Below are 22,368 nucleotides of genomic sequence, written 5' to 3' on the forward strand. Positions count from 1 at the left end.
CGGAATCCTGCCGCGGCCCCTACGGGAAGCTTACCCTGGTCCCTACGGAAGCTTACCTTGGCCCCTGCCGCCCTCATGCGTTCCTGGCCGCTTCGGGACGGGGTCAGCCCCCCGAGGCGGGGCTGATCAGGAGCAGTTCGTCTGCGTCGCTCACCAGGTCGTCCTTGCTGGCCGGTCTGCCGTTGAGGAAGACCTTCATGATCAACCTGGGGTTCACACCCAGGTCGGTGATAACCTGGCTCACCGGCACCGGTTGAGGCAGGGCCACCGCATGTGCGCGGCGGCCCCCCGGGAAGAACTCAGCCACGTGTCCGTGCACGATGATGCGCGCCATACCTCTCACATCGCAGCGTGAACAGTGTCATTCGGCAGCTTATCACCCAGCGCGCGGGCCACGTCCTCTAGGCCCAGTTCCTGCAGCTTGCGCCGCGTGGGCAGGCCGTCGGAAGACCAGCCCCGCAGGCGGTAGTAGTCGTCCAGGAGGGCATCCAGGCGCTCGCGGGGGATGAACTTGCCCTGGGCCGGACCGGTGGGGACGGGTTCCTCCCACACGCGGGCGGGCGGGTAGTCCCAGCTACGCCCGAATCCCGGGATCTCCCGGACGTCGAAGCAGCGGTTCTGGTTCCAGATCTTCTCGGAGATGCGTAAGAGATCTTCCCAGGAATAGTCCCGGCCGGTGACCAGGGGGAAGATCTCCGCATAGTGCTTGAGGTCAAAGCCGATCTCCACCCACTGCAAACGGCAGAGGCCCAGGGCGTCGAAGAGGGGCCGGATGTGCTGCAGCTCGATCACCCGCTGCGCCTTACCCTCCACCTTATCCTGCCCCACCTGCACGTCGTAGGTGATGGCCCAGGCCCGGTTGTGGTGGGCGCCGATGTCACAGGTCATGTAGGCCAGCATCATGGCCGGCGCGTAGCGCGACTCGTACCCCGACAACTCCAGTCCCTTGACGTGCGGGGCGATGCGCTGCGCCTCCGGGCCCAGCTCCGCCGCCGCCTTCTTGACGCCGTCGGCCAGCAGGTCACCGATCCCCTCGCGGGCGGCGATCTTCTGTGCCAGGTAGAGGACCGCTTCCGGGTCGCCGAAGGCCAGCTCCCTCCCCACCGCCTCGCGGGAGAGAATCCCCTTCTGGTAGCACTCGATGGCGAACCCGATCACGGCACCGCCGGAGATGGTGTCGATGCCCAGGTCGTCCAGCACGTGGTTGAGGTAGCCCACATCTTCGATGTTGCCGATCCCGCAGTTGCCGCCCACCAGGGCGATGGTTTCGTACTCGGGGCCCTCCACCCACGCTTCACCCAGGCGCGACCGGGTGAAGGAGTACTTGCCGCAGGGGGTGGGACAGCCGTGACATCCCTTGTGGGTGCGCACCAGCCGGTCCAGCAGCGCCTGCCCGTTGATCTGCCTGTACGCCTCGAAGTAGGAACTGGAGAAGTTGCGGGTGGGGAAAGCACCCACCTCATTGACCCAGTCGGTCACGCCCGCCGTCCCCTGGGGCGTCCACTGGGCCAGCCCGGGGTTGTCGAAGCAGGCCCGGTACATCTCTTTGCCCTTCTCCCAGGCTTCCCGGGGACGGGCCAGAGGGATGGACCGCGATCCCCGCACGGCGATGGCCTTCACCTGCTTGTGACCCAGAACGGTGCCCACACCCGTGCGACCCGCCTGCCGGCCGAAGTCGTGGCTGATGCAGGCATAGCGCACCAGCTTCTCGGCGGCGGGGCCCACGGCGGCGATCTGGAACTCCTCGCCCAGGTCGTTCTTGAGGGCTTCCTCTGCCTTAAGACAGCCCATGCCCCAGTACCGCGAGGCGTCCCGCAGCTCCACCCGGTCATCGTCGATCACCAGCAGGACGGGGGAATCCGCGCGACCGCGGAAGATGACCATGTCGTAGCCGGCGTGTTTCAGTTCGGCAGCCAGGTGCCCGCCCATGTTGGAATCCCCGTACCCCCCCGTGGCCGGGGACCTGGTGCCGAAGTGGATCTTTCCCGAGCCGGGCAGGAAGCACCCGGCCAGGGGCCCGGAGGCCATGATGACCAGGTTATCGGGGCTCAGGGGGTCGGTACCGGGTGACAGCTCCTGCCACAGGATGCGGGATACAAATCCCCGCCCCCCCAGCCAGTTGCGCGCCAGGCTCTCCGGGAGAGGTTCTCTGCTCACCGAGCGCGAGGTGAGATCCACGCGCAGGACCTGCCCGCCGTACCCGTACAGCATCAGTACCACCTCCGTTCGGCGATCTCACCTTCGAGGTCGAAAACCGCGCTGCGCGGGCAGAACCTCATGCAGTCGCCGCACAGGGTGCACTTGAAGGGAACGTCGTCGTCGGGGTGTGTGCGCATGGCGCCGGTGGGGCACGCCTCCACACAGGCCAGGCACCCGGTGCAGGCTTCCCGGTCGATCACGTAAGCGCCGTTCTCTGCCAGGGTGATGCATTCCACCGGGCAAACTTGGGCGCACTCGCCGCACTGGTCGCACACCAGGATGCGGTACCGCCCGGGAGCGGGAAACTCGCCCTTCACCACGATGGCCGACTTCTTGGGGTTCAGTTCTCCGAACAGGTTGAGCGAACACGCCATCTCGCACGTCAGACACCCCGAACAGCGTTCTTCCTTCAGCCCGATCTTCATCCCTTACCCCCCCTGGCACCGGCATGTCCCCGCCGGCCACACTTCCTCAGGACCTGACTGCCGTCGAAGCCCAACCGGGCCCCTTGCCCATACACTTTACCGGCACGTCGAGCAGGACCGCGACGAGCAACCGGCGCAGCCACCGCCGGAACCGTTGCCACCGCCGGAGCTGCCGGCGGAGCCGCCTCCCATCACCCGGAAGGCGGATACCAGCCGGCTCAGGCTCCCAGAGCCGCAATGGGGACACTCCAGTCCCGCGCCGGTTTCTCCCATACGGCAAAGCGTTTCGAATTTGTGACCACAATTACTGCACCTGAACTCGTAAATGGGCATCTGCCCACTCTCCTTCCGCTTCATACATCTTCTGCATTGAGTGTACTTCCCCTTCCCCGGGGCTGTCAACGCGGGCCCTCAACGGCCGCCAACGCGGGCTGGCCACGGCGGGCCTCAATGGCGCCAGCGCGGGATGCCAGCGCATTGCGGGCCCGTGCATTCATGCCATCATCCCATTTCCTGGGAAATGCGGGCGGCACGTGTGACGCTGGCGGCGGGTCCAGCAAATGACGAAATGACGCACCGGGGTGCGTGCACAATATCATCCGAGGAGGTGAGGAGCGTGCCCAAATTCATGAACCAGCCCAAGGTGCTCCCAGATCACGTACTTGATAACTTCAAGTACGAGCTCGCGGACGAACTTGGCATCACGCCCAAGATCCGCGACGGGTACTGGGGTGACGTTCCTGCGCGCGAATGCGGCAAGGTGGGCGGCAAGATCGGGGGCAACATCGTGAAAGTTATGATCCGCCACGCCGAGCAGGCGCTGGAACAAAACCAGGGCCAGGGTCGCTCTAACCTCTAGCGAGGGACCGCCGGGCGCGGCCCTCTCGCGGGGGCGGGGTGCTCCCCCGCCCCCTCTCTGCGTCCGGTTTGCCGCCGGTGACAGCCCAGTCAGTGGCCTCGCTGCAAATGGAATTCGGGGTGCCGGGCCCGGCAGCGCTCGAGCATTCGGGGCGCATGAGTCGGCGAGGAAGAGGGTCGGCGGAATGGCCTGGGACGGTGAGGAACAGGGCGGTGCTGGTTGCGACCATCCGCGGGCGGGAATGGACTGCGTCCTGTTGCCTTCCTCCTTCAGGAGTTGCTCAAAACGCACACCTGGCAGCAGGTGGCGCTGGGCGCGTCATTATGCCAGGTATTTGACTTGATGCCACACGGCGGGGGACCATGCGTCTACCTGAAGGTATCAGGCCCCACGTCCGGGTGCCAAGTCAGGCGGGAACGAGACCGGTTGGTGTGGCTGCGGGGCAGGATCCCCATCCCCGAGGTGCTGGGATACGTGGAGTATGCCGGGCGGCAGTATCTGCTTACCACCGGGATTGCGGGCGTGCCCGCCTCTGACCCCTCCCTGGGAGGCAACCTGCCCCGGTTGGTGTCGCTCCTGGCTGAGGGACTGAAGCTGATCCACGCAGTGCCGTTCGAGCATTGCCCTTTTGACGCCAGGTTGGAGGTGGAGGTGGTCCGGGCGCACGGACGGATGGTCGCCGGCCTGGCGGATGAGGAGGATTTCGACCCGGTTCGTAAGGGCAAGACCGCCCGAGAGCTGTATGACATGCTCATCGAGACCCGGCCCGCCCGCGAAGACCTGGTGTTCACCCACGGTGACTACTGCCTGCCCAACGTGATCATCAACGACGGTGAGATCAGCGGCTTCGTCGACCTGGGCAGTGCCGGAGTCGGGGACCGCTACCGGGATCTTGCGCTGGCCGCCAGAAGCATCGGGGGGAACCTGGGCCTCCGTTGGGTCAGACCCTTCTTCCAGGCGTATGGCATCCACGACCCGGACTGGGCCAGGGTAGAGTTCTATCAGCTGCTGGACGAGTTCTTTTGATCAGGGAAGCCTCTTGCCCACCAGGGGGGCCAGCCGACGCACATCGTGCATGAGCGCGGCAAAGTCGAGGGGGCCGAGGGATTGAGGCCCTTCGCACAGGGCGCGGTGGGGATCGGGGTGAACCCTGACCATGAGGCCGTTGGTGCCGGCGGCCACCGCCGCGCGGGCCATGGCACAGATGAGGTCAGGGGAGCCCGGGTGGCAGCAGGGATCGGTGACCACGGGCAGGTGGCTCAACTGCCTCACCAGGGCCACTGCCGCCAGGTCAAGGGTCGTCCCTGCAGCGGTGTCAAAGGTGCGGATACCTTTCTCACAGAGGACTACCTGCGGGTTGCCCGCATCCAGGATGCACTGTGCGGCCAGCAGCCATTCCTCGATGGTGGCAGCCGGTCCCTTCTCGAGGAACACCGGCCTGCGCCCCAGTCCGACCTCCCTGAGCAGGGGGATGTTTTGCATGTCCCGTGCGGCGATCCCGAGCCCATCTGCGTACTCGAGCACCAGGCCCACGTCGCGGGGATCACCGACCTCCGTCAGAACCGGGATACCTGCCTCATCGCCCGCGTCCCGGAGCATCCTCAGGGCGTTCACTCCCAGGCCCTGGAACTCATGTGGAGAGGCCTTTGACGGGAAGACGCCTGCTTTCAGTATCGCTCCCCCCAGCCTCTTGACCACACGCGCGGCCGCTCTGATCTGCTCCTGGCTTTCCACGGTGGCCGGCCCGGCGATTACCACCAGGTGGTGGGACCCGATGGGGACGCCGCCCACGTGAACCACAGTCTCTTCGCCGGCTTCTACGCGCCTGACTCCGCCCGGGGCCTTGACCTCTAGCATCTGTACCACTCCCCCTTCTCCCAGAGGTGCCTCGCGCCCTCCGCCCCTGGCACCGGCGGTCCCCTTCCGCCCTCGCCTGCGGCGGTCACCCTCTCGCCGCGCCAGTGACGACTGCCGCTACAGGCGGCGCGGCGGACGCAAAAAGCCCCGTCCCGGCAAGGGACGGGGCTCTCACTCCCGCGGTACCACCCTGATTGCTTCCGGCGCGCCGGGCTGGCGACAGCCGGATGCCACTCCGTTCGAGTACGGGACCGGCGACGCCGATCCGTATACCCGCTTCCGTGCTAACGGTGGAAGGTCCGTCTGCGCCTACTCGGCCCGGGGTTACCGGCCGGTCCGTCCGCAGGTCGCCGGCCGGCCATCCGGCCTCCGGTACCGTTCAGGCAGCCGCTCCCGGGAGAACTTCACGTCGCCTGGAGTCGCCCGGCTTCCACCGTCCCCGGCTCGCTAGAAACCCGACGGCGAGCTACTTTTCCCGTTCATGGCGTTTACGGGGGTATGCCTGCCTTCCCCCGTATGATTTTGGGCTAATCTACCACGGGCGGTCCGGTACAGTCAATGGATAGGGATGCCAGTGCTCGCCCCGCGGGCGCATGGCGGGAGCGGAAACCGCGAAACCTATGCATCGACCGGTGGGAGGCCGAAAGCCCCTGGTGCGCAATCGGAGGTGTTGACCGGTGGCGAAAGACAAGTCCCAAAACATAGACCTGTTGCGGCAGAGCCTGGGCCCCATCCCCTCCCCCGGCAGTGCCCAGACGCCGGCGGGGTATCTCACCCAGGCCGTCACCACCATGCAGAACATCCTGCGGCAGGAGCAGTTCACCTCGGAGCAGGAACTGCAGAGCAGCCTGACCCAGTCTTCCACGAAGGTGTCGCAGTCCCAGCGTCTGGACCAGATGCTGGCCCTGGCCAACCAACTGGTGCAGACGGCCCAGGGGGGAGCCGACGCCGTGCGCCAGAACCTGCCCCACTTCCAGCAAGCCCTGCAGGAATTGAAGACGCAGATCGCCGACGAGGAAACCCAGATCGGCACCCAGGTTTCCCAGGCGTTGCAGCAGGCGGTGTCCAGCCTGGCGCAGGCCCACGCTGCCATGGTGCAGGGCCAGTCATTCCGCGACCTCAACCGCCTGGTGGCGGAAGCCGAGCACCTGGTGGGCCAGATTCAGAAGCCCACGGACGTGGTCTCCTGATACTCCCGTGACGTTCCCACTCGCCTGCAGGAAAACCGTCGCTCGGGGTCGAAGCTAGGCCTAAACGAAAACGGCGATGGGGCTCGCCATATGTTGTGGTCCGCAACTGATGGCTCCTGGCTGACAGGCCGGGAGCCATTTGCATCAGAGGAGGTGTGGGGTCCTGCTTTCTGTAGAGTTGCTTCCCCAGGTCTCCGCCTGGGTCACGGAGTTGACGCTCCCTCAGCTGCACGCTGCCCTTCAACAGGGGGCTGCGTACCTGCTGGGTCGCGACACGTTTGCCCAGGAAAGTGATCTGTGCGATTACATCGAAAGCCTGGCGGAGCTCTCGGCTCTTGCCGCCCAGGCCTTCCGTCTGGAAAGGGAACAACGGGAGCTGGAGGCGGAGGAACGGGAGCTCAAGCAAGAGGCAAATGCGCTGGCCGCCGGGCGGGTGAAGGATTGGGGCGGGCGCGTTGGGTTCCAAAGAGCGGACACAGAAAGACCCGAGGCCCGTTCGGGTTCTACACCGCGCCTGGTCGCCACCGCTGTGCCCCTCCCCGCTTCCGGGGGCGAGGGGGCAGATGCCGGCGGGGATCTGGCGGGCCGGCTGGGCAAGCTGGCGGCTGAGAAGGGATGGGATGAGGCTGCCGCAGTACGCAGCGCCCTCACGTGTGCCTTCGCCCTGGCACGGGTAAGCGTCGCTGACCGGGAGGAGTTGGCGAAGGAGAGCAAGCTGTTCGGCCGGCAGTGCGCAGTGCTCCGCTACCGCATCTGGGTTCTGCTGCAGGACAACCGCATCATCCGCATGCACCTGGCGGGACTGAGAGCGCGCGTGGCCCGCCTCCAGGCCATGGACTACGACGTTCGCTGACCGTGGGCCGCGACTCTGCTCCGGGCGTAAGGGATTGCTGGCCGGGTCGTTGCGAGTGCCCGGCGCTGGCCGGTTAGCACCGGCCGATGTGCCTTATCGCTCCGCGCAGGGCCTGTCTCCAGAGTTCGATGTGCGCAACCTGGAACGGGCCGGGCGGCACCTGCGTCATCCAGCTCTTGATCTCCCTGGCGGCGATGACGACCGCGTCCCTGTACAGGTCCTGGCGGTCCCACCGGCTGGCGAGGCTCTCGAGCAGTTCGATTCGCTCGACGGGTGGGCGCGAGAAAAGCAGAAACAGGGCGGGGTCGTAGGAAGGGGGGCGCAACGACGCATATTCCCAGTCCACCAGCCAGTAGCTCCCACCCCGGTCGAGCAGGATATTGGCCGGCAACAGGTCCCCGTGGCTCAAGACGAGTTTGGCTGCGGTGGTCCAGGACCGCGAGGCGTCCTCGAGAAACGAGAGCGTGTCGGATTCCAGTTCGCGAGCGATCACGGGCAGGTACTTCCCCAATCTGCTTCCGCGCTCATATTCCGGGCGGAGGCTGCCAGGCGGGTCCACATTCTGCAGGTGCAGCACGTCCTCCAGGATGGCGTCGACCTGCGCGCCCTCGCGGAGGCGGAAGGCGTTACGCTTTTCCGCCAGCGGTACCGCGTCCAGGCGGTCGAACAGGAGGATCACCAGGTCGTCCGAAACGTAATGGCCGCGCAGGGCCGGCACCCGCACGGGCAGGCCTGGACACGTCTGCAGGAAGCGGAGTTCGTGGCGCAACGCGCTGAGGCCGTGTGGGTCCCCCCGGGTGCGGGCCTTCACGAACCAGCGGGCCGAGGGGATGGCCACCCGGGCACTGTGCGCGAGCAGGTCGACCAGCCGGTCTACTTCCTCCGGGCCGAGGAAGGGCTCCAGCGCCGCGAGCAAGGGTTCCATCACCTGCCGCCTGCCGGCGCCACCCGGCCTCATCCTTGCTCCTCCTGCAGTTGGGAAGCGGAAAGGTGGTAGAACTCGCCCCGTCGCCGCAGCAGGACATCGGCGGTGCCGGTTTCCACCGCGGCGCGACGCACCACCCCCACGTCGACTATGGCTCCGGTCACCTCCCCACCCGAGACCAGTCAATCGCCAGGATCAGCGCTACGCGGCGGTGCAATGTGCAGTGCAGCCGCGTGACCCACGCGCGGTAGCCGGCCGAAGCGCAGTCATGCCCCGGCCAGGGCCGCCGCGTGGTCGCAGATCTCCATGAGACCGCAATATCCCGATCGGAACAGGGCCCGCAACCGGGCGGGATCGTGACGCACTTCCGACCAGCGCCACACTCCCGCGAAGAAGGCATCCAGGCTACCGGAAGGGCACCAGGGGTCAACCACGGGCAGCACGTCGGCCACGCTCCGACGCCATACCTCCAGAGGCGGTTCACCGCGCAGAATGGCGGCGTGGTACACTGCGGGCTTCACGCTCGTCCCAAACAGTCGCACGTAGGAGGCCAGCCGGGAGTCCGGTTTGTCGGCAATCCTGCCGATGAAGGCCTGGGCTTCCCGCCGCGCCCACGGGAAGAACGACCGTGCCTTCGTGACGATCTCGTCGGGCTGCGGTTGGGGCAAATCCGGAGGCAGGCTTCCGTAAACAAGCTCATACGTTCCCGGGATGGGCGGAGTCCGATCGGACGGGTAGTTCGGCCCGTCCAGGAAATAGACCTGGATGGTACTGACGCCGAACGCCTCCGGATCCAGCCCGCCCATAGCGGCCTGGAAGGCCAGAGCCCTGTCCAGGGCCGGGGTACGGCCATCCACCATGGGCACCACCGACGACCGGAGGAAAAGATGCATGTCGAAGTCCGAGTAGCCGGGGACGAAGTCCCCCTTCACCGCCGACCCCTTGAGGATGGCGGTGACCAGTCCGTCGCCGAACACCTCCAGCCCCGCCGCCAGGAGCAGGCCGGCTAGTGCTGCGCGGTCGCGCTCGGGCATGGGGGGAAGAGGATTGACGGGCACTGCCAGCCGTTCACTTCCTCTCAAGGGTCGCTGCGGTTGCCGCCGGCCGCGCCCACGGCTTGGGCAGAGCCATCCTACCACGCTCCTCCGCGGCGATCAACTCGCGCTTGCCGCGTGGGCCGGTACCTCCATGGTGGGCCCTCGGCGTTCCCTGGTTTATAATGGTCTCACGGGCCCGCCCGCGGGTCTGGTGCCGGGGTGGGCGAGCACCGCGGTGGTGGTGAGGTTGCCGGGGGACAGGCCGGGGAACGACATCCTGCTGTGCGACCTGGATGCCTTCTTCGCGTCCGTGGAGCAGCGGGACCACCCCGAGCTGCGGGGCAAGCCGGTCGTCGTCGGGGGCGATGCCTCCAGGCGGGGGGTGGTGGCCGCCTGCTCCTATGAGGCCCGCGCATACGGAGTGCGCTCCGCCATGCCCATGCGACGGGCTCTCGACCTGTGCCCTCAGGCCATCGTGCTGCCCGTGCGCATGGCCCGATACCGCGAGGCGTCCGACCGCGTCTTCTCCATCTTCGACCGCTTCACCCCCGACCTGGAAGCGGTGTCCATCGACGAGGCGTACCTGGCCGTCCCCGCGGGCCAGGGTGCGGGCATTGCCGAGCAGATCCGTGCTCTCGTGCGCAGGGAGCTCGACCTTCCCCTATCCGTTGGGGTCTCCTGCAACAAGGTGCTGGCCAAGATAGCCTGCCAGTTGGCCAAACCGGACGGGATCCGGCTGCTCTGGCCGGATCAGGTGGCCACCGTCCTCTGGCCTCTGCCGGTGGGAACCCTGCCCGGGGTGGGTCCCAAAGCGGAAGAAAGGCTGGTGCGGGCAGGCCTCCGCACCGTGGGGGACGTGGCGGCCGCCTCTTCCCAGCTCATGGAAACCCTCCTGGGGTCCGCCGGTCGCACCATCTACCAGTACGCCCACGGCCGGGATGATCGGCCTGTGCTGACGGAGCATCAGGCCCGCTCCCTTTCCGAGGAGATGACCTTCGCCACCGACGTGGGCGACCCCGAGCAGGTCCTCTCCGCCCTCATGGAAATGGCCGAGGAACTGGGTCACCGCCTGCGCACGGCCGGTCTCCGGGCCCGCACCATCGGCATCAAGTTGCGCTTCCCCGATTTCCGCACCATCACCCGGGCCACCACGCTGCGGCAGGCCACGGACAGCGATGCTGCCCTGTATTTTCGGTAAACCGGTGGTCTTCCGCGCCCGGCGCCTGCAACCTCTGGCTCAGGCCCACCAGGCGTCGCCTGTCGTCTCACCCCGCTCAAAGGTCAGCGGCCGACCGCCGGGCTCGTCGGACGTCGGCGCCTACGGGACGACCCGGGAGGAGTAGGAACTGGGCGTGCCAGAAGAAACCACCAGGGACCCGCAGCACTCCGGCGTGCTGTAACCCCTCGATCCCGGTGCGGCCTTCCCCCCAGATCCAAGACCCTTGCAACTGCTGGAGGATTGAGGGACCTCGCCCTGTGCCGGCGGGGATTGTCGCCACCGGCCACCTGGTCCGAGCGCACGGGCGAATCGATGCTACGGGGTGGTTATGTAGCGGCCGGTGGCGGTGGCCAGTTCCTGTCCCTGTGCCCCCAGCAGCCGGGCTGTGACCTCCACCATCCTCCCCTTGCGGCGCCCGGCGCGCGCCTCCACGCTCAGGGGCCGGTGCAGTGGGACGGAGGCCCGGAACCGCACCTCCAGGCGGGCCGTGTGACCCTCGCACCCGATGGCGTGCAAGGCATAGGCCATGGCCTCGTCCAGCAGGGTGCACACCAGGCCGCCGTGCACCATGCCCGGGTAGCCCTGGTGCTCGGCCCGGGGCGAGAAAGAAGCGCGCGCCACTCCATCTTCGCAGGTGAACCGCAGGGCCAGGCCGATGGGATTCTCTCTGCCGCAGCCAAAGCACAATGGATACTCACGGATGAGCACCTGCTCGCCTCCCGGTCGGAACTGGGCACCTGAAGTGGCACTCGTTGGGCACGACCGCTGCCCGCCGAAGCGCAGTCAGCGGCGCCGATGGACCGCAACGCGGGTGCCCCGGTCCAGTTCTCCGGGGCACCCGGTTACTCCTTTCCACCGTCGGCGGCGGCGACCAGCCTGCCGGGCCGTCAAGGTGGGCTGGGGATACGGGCAGGAGGGCGGCGGTCAGTAGCGGGTGCCTCCTCTCCCCTGCCCTCGGTCGCGCCGCTGGGACGGGCCGGCCGCACGAAGTTCAGGGAACGCCCAGTTCGGAGAGGGTGACGAGACGGGCGCCCGCGGCGGTGAGCAAACGCACCAGGTTGTCCACCAAGGCGGCGGTGCCCGGCCGGTCAGCGTGAAGCATCACAATGTACCCGTCGTAGCAGCGCACGGCAATGCGACGGGCCAGTTCCTCTGCAGGAAGGGGGCAGTCGTCGGTGGCTCCCACGTTGTGCCAGAGAACGGTGGTGAGGCCCTGGCGGGCAGCGGCGGCCGCGACCGCCCGATCCAAGGCTCCACCAGGGGGGCGGAAAAGCAGAGGCTTTCGTCCCGCGACCGAGGCGACGGCGGCCTGGGCGGCGGAGAGGTCCTTCTCCACGTCGGCCGGGTCGTGGCCCACCAGGATGCGATGGCAATACGAGTGGTTGCCCAGCTCGTGGCCTGCTGCGACCATCCTCAGAACCTGGTCGCGGTTCTGGGCTATCCTTTCCCCGATCAAAAAGAAGGTTGCCCTCACCCCATGCCTGGCGAGCACCTCCAGGATGGCCCCGGTGCCGGCATGGGGAGCATCGTCGAAGGTGAGGGCGACTCGGGCCCCCAGCAGGCCGGACCGTGGTGACTCCGGGGAGGATGTGCCCGGCAGGAACGTCTCCCAGGCCGGGCCTTCCTCAGGTTGGGGCGCATCCGATACCGGTTGAGATGGCGAGTCCGCCGGCTCGGGCGTGGACCGGCCCTGTTGGGCGCCGGTGCCCAGATCCCGCACCACGAGCTTCTGCCCCGGGCGAATCAGGTCGGGGTCCCTGATGCCGTTGACCTGGCACAGCCACTTCACAGTCACGCCGTAGCTGGCAGCGATCTCGTTCAGCGTGTCCCCTTTGCGCACCACATAGGTCGCCGCCGCCCGTCGCAGGGCGGCCATGGTGGTCGGGCCCACCACCCCGTCCGCCGCCAGACCGTGCTCCTTCTGGAAACGCAAGATGGCCGATTCCGTGGCCGGCCCGCGGATGCCATCGAGGGCCCCGCGGTAGTAGCCGGTCTGCTTGAGGAGGGACTGGTATTCCCTTACATAGGCGCTAGATTGAGGTGTGGCGTGGGCCGGGCTCAACGCAACAAGCTCGAGCAGCGCCACGAGCAGCGCGCAAACGAGGCAAAAGCGAGTCATGGCTACCCCCCAATCCCGGGGTAGCTTCTCCCCGCCGCCGTCCCATTATGCCGGTGCGGGACGATCAGAAGTTGACGCCCACGATGCCCCCCAGAGCCCCGAGGACAACACCGACCGCGAGTCTGATAAGCCAGGGCCACAGGGCGAAAGTTGCTCCGAAGAAGAGGACGCCGATGATGAGTGCCACGAGTGTGAACAGGAGCCCGGCGATGGCACCGTGGACGAGACCCCGCGCCCGGGCCCGCTGCCCCGCCACGAAACCGGCCACCAGAGCCCCGACTCCGCCCAACACGTCCATGATCACGCGGGCGGGACGGTCGTCGATGTCCACCCAGAGCATGACGATGGCCAGCAGGCAAAGGAGGAGCACAGTCACCAGCAGCCCCACTACCGCCCCCCGTACCACGCCGCCCAGGGCCCAGCCCGTCTCTTCCTCCCTCAGCGACCTTACCGGGCGCATCCTTTCACCCCCCGGCCCGGTATGCTATATGCCCGGCAGGCCGCCCCTATGCCATTGGAAAACGATTGGGGGGAGCCCGGGCTCCCCCCGCGGGGTCAGCCGCCCTGCCGTTGGTCGTCCTGTCCCCGCTCGCGGGCCAGGTCTTGCTCGGCGAAGCGCACCATGCGGCGCACCATCTGGCCTCCGATATGGCCCACCTCGCGGGTGGTCATGTCGCCCCACCCGCGCCGCTCCACATCGTCAGTCAGACCGAGGTCTTGGGCAACCTCGTACTTCAGCCGATCCAGCCCGCGCCGCGCCTCGGGGAGCACGATGCGACGCCTCCGTGGCATGGGCGCCCTCCTTTCCGCCCCTCCGGCGCCGGCGGCATTATTAGCTTTTGCGCGCCGCTTACGGTTATGTAAACAGCTTTCCCCAGTTTTGAGACAAGTTTGCGCGGCTTGCATGGTCGGGCCTCAGCCTTCCCGTTCAGCGGCCTTACATCCCCGCTTACCTTTGCAGTGGGGCCGCCCAGCAGGCCGTCCACCATAGGTCCCCGCTTCAGCCGGCCGGCTCAGTGTCCCGGCCCGCCTGCCCTCGCAGGCAGCGGTCCAGGGTGCCACTCAGATCCCACGCCCGCATGGTTTTTACCATGTCGTGGTGGGTGAGGTCCAGGTGGACGGGAGTTACCGAGATCAGGTTCTGGCGCAGGGCCATCACGTCCGAGTCCTCCGGCTCCTCGCCGTCCACGGCTTCCCCCGTGAGCCAGTAATACACGCGCCCGCGGGGGTCCACCCGCCGATCGAAGATGTTGCGGTAATGCCGCACGCCCAGGCGAGTGACAGCCACTCCCGCGATTTCGTAAGGCTCGAGGGGAGGCACGTTCACGTTGAGGAGGACGCCGGCCGGCCACCCCCGGCGCAGGGCTTCCCGCGCCAGGTACCGGGAGAACCGCGCCGCCAGGCCGTAATCGCCATCTTCGTATGCGGCCAGGGATACGGCCAGGGACGGTATCCCCAGGATGGTCCCCTCTATGGCCGCCGATACCGTGCCGGAATAAAACACATCGGACCCCAGGTTGGGACCCCGGTTCACCCCGGAGATGACCAGGTCGGGAGGGCGGGGCAGGACCGCCCCCACCGCCAGCTTCACCGCATCGGCCGGCGTCCCGCCCACCGACCACCCCTTCACCAGGCTGCCCGGGAAGACGACCTCTTCCACCATCAGGGGGCGGAAGAGGGTGATGGCATGACCGGACGCCGACCGCTCTTCGGCCGGAGCTACCACGTATACCTCGCAGTCCTCCTGTTGCTCCCAGGCCTCCCGCAGGGCCCGCAGGCCCGGGGCAAATATACCGTCGTCGTTGGTGAGCAAGATCAGCACCGGTGAGCACCTCGCCACGCTATGATATACTGCTCCGGGGAGGCGAGACAAGGTGCAGATTGACGTCGCCTTGCGCGCCCAGGACATCGAGCCGGACCTGGTCCGTGACTCCTGGGCCGTGGTCATAGACGTGTTGCGCGCCACCACCACCATCACCCAGGCCCTGGAGGCGGGATGTCGCGCCATCGTTCCCGCCCTTGAACCCGAGGAGGCCAGAGCCCTGGCCGCCGCCTGGGTGCGGGACGGCCGGGTGCCCCTGCTCGGGGGCGAGCGGGGATGCCGGCCCATCCCGGGTTTCGATCTCGGCAACTCGCCCCAGGCTTACGCGCCGGAGCGGGTGGGCGGTCGCCTGGTGTTCTTCACCACCACCAACGGCACCCGCGCCCTGCGCCGCTGCCGCGCCTCCCACGTGACCCTGTGTGCCTGCCTGCGGAACGCCGGGGGCGTGGTGGACTATCTCCTTGAGCGCCGGCCCGCCCGCGTGCTCCTGGCGTGCTCGGGCCGGGAAGGTGCGGTGGCACCTGAGGATATGGCGGTGGCGGGGCTGCTGGCCACCAGGCTGGCGGCACGGGGAGGGGAACTCCTGCCCCGGGCCCGGGAGGCGGCTGACCTGGCGACCTCCCTCACCGACTGGCACAGCTTCTTCACAGAGGTGCCGGCCGGGCGCAACCTGCTCGAGCTGGGATACCACCAGGACGTCTCCTTTTGCCTGGAAAGAGACTGCAGCCCCGTGGTGCCCCGCTATGTGGGGGGCGTGGTCACGAGAGCACGGTGGCCAGGCGTCCGTGGGCGATCCTGAGCTTGTCCCGGATGGGAAGCTGATAGGGGCAGCGGGTCTCGCAGTCTCCGCATTGCGCGCAGGTATCCGCCTGAGGCGCCAGCCCGGCGTATTGCTCGCGGGCCCATTCCTCCTGCCCGTAGCGCACGAAGCAGCCATCCAACCGGAAGACTGTGGGGATGCTGATGCCCACCGTGCAGGGCAGGCAGTACCCGCACTGGCGGCAGAAGTCCAGTCCCAACTCCCGGCCCTTTCGCCACAGGAACTCTTCTTCGTCGGAACTCAGGGGCCTGGGATTGTACCCCGGCTCCACATCCGTCTCCACCTCGGCCAGGGTACCCATCCCCGGCACGGCAGAGCTGACGGCCTGCCCGAGGCAGTAGCGGATCGCCAGCCGGGCGTGATCTTTGAGGGCACCCCCCGCCAGGGGTTTCATGGCCAGCACCCCGATGTCGTGCTCGGAGCAATGTGGCAGCAACGTCTCTTCCGCCCCGTATATGTGCCGGTCCACGATGTTGACGGGGACCATCACCACGTCGAACCGGTGCTGCTTCAGGATCTGGAGGAGCAGGTCCGGCCGGTGGCCGCTAATGCCCGCATAGCGCACCTTTCCCTCCTCCTGCGCCCGGCAAAGGGTCTCCAGGGCTCCCCCGGGGCCCCTGATGGTCTCCCAGGTGCTCATCCGATCCACCGCGTGGAACATCCACACGTCCAGGTAATCGGTGGCCAGGCGGCGCAGGCTTTCCTCCAGGTGCTCCCGCGACCTGGCCGCGTCGGTGGCCTGGGTCTTGGTGCAGAGCACCACCCGGTCACGTACCGCTCGCAGGGCAGGTCCGATCTTGTCCTCGCTGGCGGAGACGGGCAGATCCGCCCGCCCGTAGGCCCGGGCGGTGTCGTAGAGCGTAACCCCCAGCTCGAAGGCGCGCTTCACCACCCTTTCTGCCTCGTCGTCCGGGGCGGTGATGATGGGGATGCCACCGAAGCCGATCACCGAAACCCACAAGCCCGTCTTGCCCAGCCTGCGCTGCTGCACCTTCGCTCCCCCCGCCGTGATCGGACCCCGGCCGGGCCGGTGCGGCGTCCGGCACCGTTAGGGCGACGGGGCCGGTGCGACCCGAACCACCCTCCCGGGCTCCCTGAGCAGGAACTTTTCTTCGCCCTGCGAATTAGCTAGCGGAAAGAGGGAATCCGCCTTTGGAAACCGTCGAGCTGGCTGCTGCTTTCCTCGTCATCATCGTCCTGGCTGCCCTCCGTGTTCGTATCTCGATCACCATGGCGTCTGCCACCTCGGTCCTCCTCCTCTGGTCGGAGGCCCGCCCGGGGACAGCCCTGGCGGTAGCCGGGCGGGCGGCGGTCGACCCCGCCACCCTGGAGCTGGTGGTCACCGTCGGCCTCATCACCCTGCTGGCAGGACTGCTCCGGAACTTTGGCCTCCTGGCACCCATGAGCCGGTCCCTGGCCGGGACGCTGCGCAGCGACCGTCTGGCCTTCACCCTCGTGCCCGGCATCCTGGGATGCCTGCCCGTGCCGGGGGGAGCGGGCATGTCGGCCCCCATGGTTGACGGACTGGGCGATACCCTGGGCCTTTCCCGGCCCCGCAAGGCCGCCGCCAACATCCTGCTGCGCCATGCCTGGTTCTTCGTGTTCCCCTTCAGCCCTCCTCTTATCCTGGCCGCGCACCTCTCGGGCGTCACCGTGTCTTCCATCATCGGGCGCCAGTGGCCCCTGGCCATACTGGCCGTGCTCACGGCAACCCTACTTTTCCTCAGCGGACGTGCCGCAGGGCAGACCCCGTACGGAGCCTGGCGCGGCGAGGCCCGGGAGTTCCTCATCACTGCCTCGCCCATCCTCGTCAGCGTCGCCCTGTTCCTGGCAGCCGGGGTGCGGCTTCCCCTGGCCCTGGCAGCCGGGGTACTCCTGGCCGGGCTGGTAGCCCGTCAGCGGCACAGTTTCGCATGGAAGCTGGTGCGGGCCAGCGTTGACTGGGAGATGCCGCTGGCCACGGAGATCATCATGGTGTTTGCCGCCCTGGTGAGGGAGGCTCCCGGGCTGGGGGGCGTCATCGCGTCCGCCAGTTCGGGCTCGGTCCTCCCCGCCATCATGGTGACCTCGGCCCTGGCGGGTTTTCTCACCGCCAACCCGGTGGCCGGACTGGGCATCGCCATGCCCGCCCTGCTTCCCCTGGTACCGGGCGGTCACGACCTGGGGGCATACGCCTGCCTCATATTCGGGCTGACGTACCAGGCCTACCTGGTTTCGCCGCTGCACATGTGCCTGGTTCTCACCAACCGCTACTTCGATGTCAGCCTGGGCCGGACATACCGCCACCTGTTACCGGCGGTGATGGTGAACGCGCTCGGCGTCTTGCTGCTGTTCTTCTTCACCAGGTCCTGAAGGCCACCGGGGGTTCCCCGCTGGTCTGTCCCGGAGCTCAGGCCGGCAGATCTCCCGTGAGCAGGAGCTGCATCACGGAGGCGTTCTTTGCCGCCTGGCCGGCGTGGCAGTTGTTGAACAGGACGTATGTGCGCTCGGCCTGCCCTGCCATCTGCCGGATGCGGGGAACCCAGGACCTGAGCTCTTCCTCCGAGTAGAGGTAATCGTAGCGCTCCCAGGGGTGCTCGTGCTTCCACCACTTCCGGGCGTTGCGGCCGTGGAAACGCACGTAGGCCAGGGGCGAGGTGACCCAGGTCAGGGGAGGCATCAGCCCCTTCAGACGCGGTTCGTCCACGGCGCAGAACCCCAGCCCCGCCCGCGCCAGGGCCTGGCGGGTGTCGTCGGAGATCCACTGGCTGTTCCGGAACTCCACCACCAGGGGGAAGCCGGCTAGCAGTTCGGGCAGGCTTTCCACCAGCGCCCGGTTCTCCGGGGCGGGGCCGAAGCTCCACGGGAACTGCACCAGGACGCAGCCCAGCTTACCCGCAGCGCTCATGGGCTCCAGGGCTGAGGCAAACTGGCGACAGAGGGAACGCAATTCCTCCCCCTCCTGGGGACGCTCGTGGGTCATCTCACGGTAGGCTTTTACGCAGAACGTGAACCCCGGGGGTGTCTTGCGCTCTATCCCGGCCATGGTGCGGGGCGAAGGCATGCGGTAGTACGTGAAGTCGAGTTCTACCACCGGGAAGCGCTGGCTGTAATAGATCAGCATATCGCGGGCGGAGAGATCCGCCGGGTAGAAGGGCCCCCGCCAGTCCTCGTAGGAGAAACCCGATGTCCCTACCAGAATCAGTCCCCCGGCCAGGCCCACGGCTCATCGACCTTTCCCCAGGACAGCAACTCGTGCGGGGAGAAGAACAGGTCCACCTCGCGGGTGGCGGTTTCCACCGCATCCGACCCGTGCACCAGGTTGTGCCCCACGTCCAGGCCGAAGTCCCCCCGGATGGTGCCCGGGGCCGCCTTGCGGGCGTCGGTGGCACCCATGAGGTTGCGCACCACGGTGACCGCCTCGGGGCCCTCCCAGACCATGGCCACCACCGGGCCGGAGGTGATGAACTCGATGAGTCCGGGGAAGAAAGGCTTGCCGCGATGCACCTCGTAATGGCGCTCGGCCAGGTCGCGGCTGACCCGCATCATCTTGACGCCCACCAGGCGCAGTCCCTTCTTCTCCAGCCGCGATATCACCTCACCCACCAGCCCCCGGTGCACTCCGTCGGGCTTGACCAGAACCAGCGTGCGCTCCAACCCGTTTCCCTCCCCCAATTGGGCGGGGAGGCCGCTTCACGTGGGTACCCGGCCCCCGCCCACGGGCCCGGATCTCCCTACCTGACCAGCGATGCCACCGTGGCCGCGTCCAGCCGCCCGATTACGGCCACCAGCAATTCCACCGCCTGTTCGAAATCTGCCTGGTCGATGATGCCGGTGTGACTGTGTATGTAGCGGCAGGGGACGCCGATCACCAGGCTGGGAACGCCGGCGGCGTTGATGTGGATGCGGCCGGCATCGGTCCCTCCGCCCGGCATGGCGTTCACCTGCCAGGGGATGCCCTCTTTTTGAGCCGTCTCCATGACCAGGTCGCGCAGGCGGAAGCTGGGCACCATGGAAGCGTCATACAGAATCATGCTGGGCCCGCCTCCCAGTTTGGATTGGGCCTCGTGCTCGGCGATACCAGGGGTGTCACCCGGGATGTCTACTTCCAGGGCGAAGGCCACGTCCGGGTTCACCAGGTGGGCACTGGTGGTTGCACCCCGCAGGCCTACCTCCTCCTGCACCGTCCCCACCCCATACACGGTGTTGGGGTGATCCCGCTCCCGGAGGCGGCGCAGGACTTCCACGAACATGGCGCACCCCACCCGGTCGTCCCAGGCCTTGGCCATGAGGTAGTGACCGTTCTTCATCACCTGGAAGGGCGCATCGGGCACCACGGGGTCGCCCGGCCGGATGCCCATCCTGGTGGCCTCTTCCCGTGAGGATGCCCCCACGTCGATGAACATGTCCTTCTTCTCCACCATCTTCTTGCGGTCGTCGGGGCTCAGGAGGTGAGGCGGCTTGGCGCCGATGATTCCGGGGATATCTCCGTCCCTTCCCTTCACCAGCACCCGCTGCGCCAGCATCACGTGCTCCCACCATCCTCCCAGGGTCTGAAAGCGCAGGAACCCCTTGTCGGTGATGTGGGTAACCATGAAGCCCACTTCATCCATGTGCCCGGCCAGCATCACCCGGGGACCGCCCGCCTTCCCCTCGCGGCGCGCGATGAGGCTACCCAGCCGATCCTGTTCGATCACCTCGTCCGCCAGGTAGCTCCTGAGCACTGCCCGCACTTCGTGTTCGAATCCGGGCAAACCGGTGGCGCTGGTCAGGTCCCGCAACAGATCCTGCATGGCCACACCCCTCCTGCCCTATGTAACAGCAACCCCACCTGACAGCAGCCCTACGGCACCGCCGCCCCGCGCGCCGTAGGGCCACCAGTGTGTGGATCCTTGCTCCCTTTGCGCTTACGTCTAGGGCGCAAGATTTCACCGTCCTCCTTTTGATGCCCCTGCTCCCTTCACGACCCCACCGCCATGGCCACCGGCTGCTGGGCGAGGAGTATCCCGCGCTTGCTCTCGGTGGCGGTCATGTGAGAGGCCCGGAAGTGGGCCACGATCAGGTCGCAGGCCAGCCAGGGGTCTACGCGTTCGCCACAGGTGAATATATCCAGCGCCGCATACGCCAGCTCCGGCCAGGTATGCACGGCCAGGTGGGACTCGGAGATCACCACCACCCCGGAAACTCCCTGTGGACTGAACTTGTGGAACGCCGTTTCCCGTACCTCCGCACCGGCTTCTTGAGCCGCCCGAACCAGGATACGTTCTACGGCTCCGACGTCATTGAGGACGTTCGGATCACAACCGTAGACTTCCGCCAGCACGTGACGGCCCAGGGCTTGCATCTCATTCCCAGCCCCCTTTCGGCACACTGCCCTAATAGGGGAACGGCCCCCGGGGGAGCGGCCCGGCAGCCAGTTCCACGATGATTTTAGCAGACTAAGAGGGGGTGTCAACTGCAATGTTTACCGGGTTGGCGAGTACCCCTACCCCCTCGACTTCCACCTCCGCCACGTCCCCGGGCCCGAGAGGCCCGATCCCCGCCGGAGTGCCGGTGAGCACCACATCGCCCGGCTCCAGCGTCATCACGTCGGAGATGAACGAGATCAGCTCGGCCACCGAGAAGATCAGATCCCGCGTGTTCCCCTGCTGGCACACCCTGCCGTTGACGCGGCAGATTACTTCCAGGGCGGAGGGGTCGAGCCCCGGGGCCACCGCGGGGCCGAGAGGGCAAAAGGTATCGAAAGACTTGGAACGCGTCCACTGCCCGTCCTTCTGCTGCAGGTCGCGGGCGGTGACATCGTTGCCACAGGTATACCCGAGCACGTAATCGAGGGCCTGGCGTACCGGGACGTGCTTCACCCGCCGCCCCATCACCACCGCCAGCTCCGCCTCGTAGTCCACTCTGCTCGACACGGGGGGAAGCACGATTGCGTCGCCCGGCCCGACTACCGCGCTCGCCGGCTTGAGGAATAGCACCGGTTCTTCGGGGAGCGGGGCACCGACCTCGCGGGCGTGATCCCGGTAGTTCAACCCCACGGCCACCACCTTGCCCGGTTCCACCGGGCAGAGCAACTCCGCCTCCTTCCCGCCTATGTACGGGAACCCGTGCGGGCGTTCGCCATTGCCCCGCAAGAACGCTGCCCACTCGGGTCGATCCCACGGCCACCTGCTCCCCACCAGGTAGACGCGACCATCATCCATGACGCCGTAAAAGACCCCCGCTGCCGTTCTCACCCGCACCAGCCGGACCCCTGCGTGCTCTGACACGTCTTTTGCCTCCTGTTGCATGGCAAAGAGGGGCTCGAAAATAATGGTGGTCGGACCGCCGGGATTTGAACCCGGGACCCCTACCACCCCAAGGTAGTGCGCTACCAAGCTGCGCTACGGCCCGACCTTCATCCTGATTATAAGAGATTGCCGCCGGGAACGCAACCCGGCCAAGCGCGCGAATGGGCGACCTCACCCGATGGAGGATGACGGCGGGCGACGACGATGGAGAGTGACCAGACGGGGACGATTGGCAATCGCCCCCGTCTGATGCGAAGTATGTGCCTCTTCCCGGGCGCGGAGAATGGTCCCCGGCATCAACGTACCGCTTCCTTCAGGGCCTTGCCGGGCCGGAACACGGGCACCTTGCGGGCCCCGATCTTGATCTCCGTGCCCGTCTGCGGGTTGCGCCCTTTGCGAGCGGCGCGCCTGCGCACCGAAAAGCTGCCAAAACCCACCAGGGAAATCTTGTTACCGGCCGCCAGACCCTCGGTCATAGCATCGAACAGGGCCTCCACGAAACGAGCGGAGTCCTTCTTGGTGAAGCCGGTTCTCTCGGCCACCCTGTCAACCAGATCGGCCTTGGTCACTGCAGCACCTCCTTTCCACCGGTTGCCGTGCCCGACGCGTATCTTATTCGACGGAGAGAGCCGTTTTCCTTTGTACCCGGCCTCCGAGCACGGCCCGGCTTCCCAGACGGCAGGCGGCGCCCCGCTCCCGGCACGAGGCGGGCCGGCACCGACCTCGCGGTGCCGGCCCCTCATCGGCCCCTTGGCGCCGGGGATGATTGGTCTT

The 22,368-nt window shown here is 67.2% G+C and carries 27 protein-coding genes and 1 tRNA gene; 7 read left to right on the forward strand and 21 right to left on the reverse strand.

What is annotated here, in order from left to right:
- Positions 1-103: 103 nt before the first annotated feature.
- The 4 genes from QME70_01535 to QME70_01550 form a co-directional block, all read right to left on the reverse strand.
- Positions 104-334: a hypothetical protein gene (locus tag QME70_01535; protein MDI6893292.1), complete on the reverse strand. Its 231-nt coding sequence runs from the start codon at positions 332-334 to the stop codon at positions 104-106.
- Between the two features lie 5 nt (positions 335-339).
- Positions 340-2,211, reverse strand: a complete 1,872-nt coding sequence (locus tag QME70_01540; GenBank protein ID MDI6893293.1) for an aldehyde ferredoxin oxidoreductase family protein — start codon at positions 2,209-2,211, stop codon at positions 340-342.
- Positions 2,211-2,624: a 4Fe-4S dicluster domain-containing protein gene (locus QME70_01545; protein MDI6893294.1), complete on the reverse strand. Its 414-nt coding sequence runs from the start codon at positions 2,622-2,624 to the stop codon at positions 2,211-2,213. Before QME70_01545 ends, QME70_01540 begins: the two co-directional genes overlap by 1 nt.
- Positions 2,625-2,720: 96 nt before the next feature.
- Entirely contained in the window at positions 2,721-2,957 is a 237-nt protein-coding gene (locus tag QME70_01550) for a zinc ribbon domain-containing protein (protein MDI6893295.1), read from the reverse strand.
- Between the two features lie 283 nt (positions 2,958-3,240).
- Here QME70_01550 and QME70_01555 point away from each other — a divergent pair, with 283 nt between their 5' ends.
- Together QME70_01555 and QME70_01560 are read left to right on the forward strand one after the other, a co-directional pair.
- Positions 3,241-3,483, forward strand: coding sequence for an alpha/beta-type small acid-soluble spore protein (locus QME70_01555; protein ID MDI6893296.1), 243 nt, complete (start codon positions 3,241-3,243; stop codon positions 3,481-3,483).
- 276 nt (positions 3,484-3,759) lie between these two features.
- Positions 3,760-4,509, forward strand: a complete 750-nt coding sequence (locus tag QME70_01560) for an aminoglycoside 3'-phosphotransferase (GenBank protein MDI6893297.1) — start codon at positions 3,760-3,762, stop codon at positions 4,507-4,509.
- Here QME70_01560 and aroF read toward each other — a convergent pair whose 3' ends face one another.
- Positions 4,510-5,340, reverse strand: coding sequence for a 3-deoxy-7-phosphoheptulonate synthase (aroF, locus tag QME70_01565; GenBank protein ID MDI6893298.1), 831 nt, complete (start codon positions 5,338-5,340; stop codon positions 4,510-4,512).
- A 677-nt stretch (positions 5,341-6,017) separates the two neighbouring features.
- On the opposite strand from aroF, the gene QME70_01570 reads away from it, so the two are divergent.
- Positions 6,018-6,530, forward strand: a complete 513-nt coding sequence (locus QME70_01570) for a hypothetical protein (GenBank protein ID MDI6893299.1) — start codon at positions 6,018-6,020, stop codon at positions 6,528-6,530.
- A 139-nt stretch (positions 6,531-6,669) separates the two neighbouring features.
- Entirely contained in the window at positions 6,670-7,383 is a 714-nt protein-coding gene (locus QME70_01575) for a hypothetical protein (protein ID MDI6893300.1), read from the forward strand.
- Positions 7,384-7,456: 73 nt separating this feature from the next.
- Here the strand turns inward: QME70_01575 and QME70_01580 are convergent, their stop codons facing one another.
- From QME70_01580 to QME70_01590, 3 genes are all read right to left on the reverse strand, one after another.
- The gene (locus tag QME70_01580; protein ID MDI6893301.1) at positions 7,457-8,341 is read right to left on the reverse strand and encodes a phosphotransferase; all 885 of its coding nucleotides are present in this window, start codon (positions 8,339-8,341) and stop codon (positions 7,457-7,459) included.
- The gene (locus QME70_01585) at positions 8,338-8,472 is read right to left on the reverse strand and encodes a hypothetical protein (GenBank protein ID MDI6893302.1); all 135 of its coding nucleotides are present in this window, start codon (positions 8,470-8,472) and stop codon (positions 8,338-8,340) included. Before QME70_01585 ends, QME70_01580 begins: the two co-directional genes overlap by 4 nt.
- 102 nt (positions 8,473-8,574) lie before the next feature.
- Positions 8,575-9,390 carry a hypothetical protein gene (locus QME70_01590; protein ID MDI6893303.1) on the reverse strand — a complete coding sequence of 272 codons (816 nt, stop codon included), beginning with the start codon at positions 9,388-9,390 and terminating at the stop codon, positions 8,575-8,577.
- 202 nt (positions 9,391-9,592) lie between these two features.
- On the opposite strand from QME70_01590, the gene dinB reads away from it, so the two are divergent.
- Positions 9,593-10,543, forward strand: a complete 951-nt coding sequence (gene dinB, locus QME70_01595; GenBank protein MDI6893304.1) for a DNA polymerase IV — start codon at positions 9,593-9,595, stop codon at positions 10,541-10,543.
- A 336-nt stretch (positions 10,544-10,879) separates the two neighbouring features.
- Here the strand turns inward: dinB and QME70_01600 are convergent, their stop codons facing one another.
- The 5 genes from QME70_01600 to surE all read right to left on the reverse strand — a co-directional run bounded on the left by QME70_01600 (position 10,880) and on the right by surE (position 14,505).
- Positions 10,880-11,272 carry a PaaI family thioesterase gene (locus QME70_01600; protein MDI6893305.1) on the reverse strand — a complete coding sequence of 131 codons (393 nt, stop codon included), beginning with the start codon at positions 11,270-11,272 and terminating at the stop codon, positions 10,880-10,882.
- Between the two features lie 283 nt (positions 11,273-11,555).
- Complete coding sequence (locus QME70_01605; protein MDI6893306.1) at positions 11,556-12,683, reverse strand: polysaccharide deacetylase family protein; 1,128 nt, start codon at positions 12,681-12,683, stop codon at positions 11,556-11,558.
- A 64-nt stretch (positions 12,684-12,747) separates the two neighbouring features.
- Positions 12,748-13,143 (reverse strand): TIGR04086 family membrane protein, encoded by a 396-nt coding sequence (locus tag QME70_01610; protein ID MDI6893307.1) that lies wholly within the window; start codon positions 13,141-13,143, stop codon positions 12,748-12,750.
- 95 nt (positions 13,144-13,238) lie between these two features.
- The gene (locus QME70_01615) at positions 13,239-13,475 is read right to left on the reverse strand and encodes an alpha/beta-type small acid-soluble spore protein (GenBank protein ID MDI6893308.1); all 237 of its coding nucleotides are present in this window, start codon (positions 13,473-13,475) and stop codon (positions 13,239-13,241) included.
- A 208-nt stretch (positions 13,476-13,683) separates the two neighbouring features.
- Positions 13,684-14,505, reverse strand: a complete 822-nt coding sequence (gene surE / locus QME70_01620; protein MDI6893309.1) for a 5'/3'-nucleotidase SurE — start codon at positions 14,503-14,505, stop codon at positions 13,684-13,686.
- A gap of 52 nt (positions 14,506-14,557) precedes the next feature.
- On the opposite strand from surE, the gene QME70_01625 reads away from it, so the two are divergent.
- Complete coding sequence (locus QME70_01625) at positions 14,558-15,304, forward strand: 2-phosphosulfolactate phosphatase (protein MDI6893310.1); 747 nt, start codon at positions 14,558-14,560, stop codon at positions 15,302-15,304.
- Here QME70_01625 and QME70_01630 read toward each other — a convergent pair.
- Positions 15,264-16,316 (reverse strand): aldo/keto reductase, encoded by a 1,053-nt coding sequence (locus QME70_01630; GenBank protein MDI6893311.1) that lies wholly within the window; start codon positions 16,314-16,316, stop codon positions 15,264-15,266. The two genes, QME70_01625 and QME70_01630, sit on opposite strands and share 41 nt — an antisense overlap.
- Positions 16,317-16,477: 161 nt before the next feature.
- On the opposite strand from QME70_01630, the gene QME70_01635 reads away from it, so the two are divergent.
- Positions 16,478-17,677: a DUF401 family protein gene (locus QME70_01635; GenBank protein MDI6893312.1), complete on the forward strand. Its 1,200-nt coding sequence runs from the start codon at positions 16,478-16,480 to the stop codon at positions 17,675-17,677.
- A gap of 37 nt (positions 17,678-17,714) precedes the next feature.
- On the opposite strand, the gene QME70_01640 is transcribed toward QME70_01635, so the two are convergent.
- From QME70_01640 to QME70_01670, 7 genes are all read right to left on the reverse strand, one after another.
- Positions 17,715-18,527, reverse strand: coding sequence for a DUF72 domain-containing protein (locus tag QME70_01640; GenBank protein ID MDI6893313.1), 813 nt, complete (start codon positions 18,525-18,527; stop codon positions 17,715-17,717).
- Positions 18,506-18,961, reverse strand: a complete 456-nt coding sequence (gene ndk, locus QME70_01645; GenBank protein ID MDI6893314.1) for a nucleoside-diphosphate kinase — start codon at positions 18,959-18,961, stop codon at positions 18,506-18,508. The genes QME70_01640 and ndk overlap by 22 nt, the downstream gene beginning before the upstream one ends.
- A gap of 77 nt (positions 18,962-19,038) precedes the next feature.
- Positions 19,039-20,097: a M42 family metallopeptidase gene (locus QME70_01650; GenBank protein ID MDI6893315.1), complete on the reverse strand. Its 1,059-nt coding sequence runs from the start codon at positions 20,095-20,097 to the stop codon at positions 19,039-19,041.
- Positions 20,098-20,264: 167 nt separating this feature from the next.
- Positions 20,265-20,648, reverse strand: coding sequence for an adenosylmethionine decarboxylase (gene speD, locus QME70_01655; protein ID MDI6893316.1), 384 nt, complete (start codon positions 20,646-20,648; stop codon positions 20,265-20,267).
- Positions 20,649-20,742: 94 nt separating this feature from the next.
- Entirely contained in the window at positions 20,743-21,573 is an 831-nt protein-coding gene (locus QME70_01660; protein ID MDI6893317.1) for a fumarylacetoacetate hydrolase family protein, read from the reverse strand.
- A 47-nt stretch (positions 21,574-21,620) separates the two neighbouring features.
- Positions 21,621-21,697 (reverse strand) — tRNA-Pro (locus QME70_01665).
- Between the two features lie 193 nt (positions 21,698-21,890).
- On the reverse strand, positions 21,891-22,163 hold the full coding sequence (locus QME70_01670; protein MDI6893318.1) for an HU family DNA-binding protein: 273 nt from the start codon (positions 22,161-22,163) through the stop codon (positions 21,891-21,893).
- Between the last annotated feature and the right edge of the window lie 205 nt (positions 22,164-22,368).

The sequence above is a fragment of the Bacillota bacterium genome, from assembly GCA_030019365.1.
In the GTDB taxonomy this organism is placed as follows: Bacteria; Bacillota; Sulfobacillia; order JACIYH01; family JACIYH01; genus JACIYH01.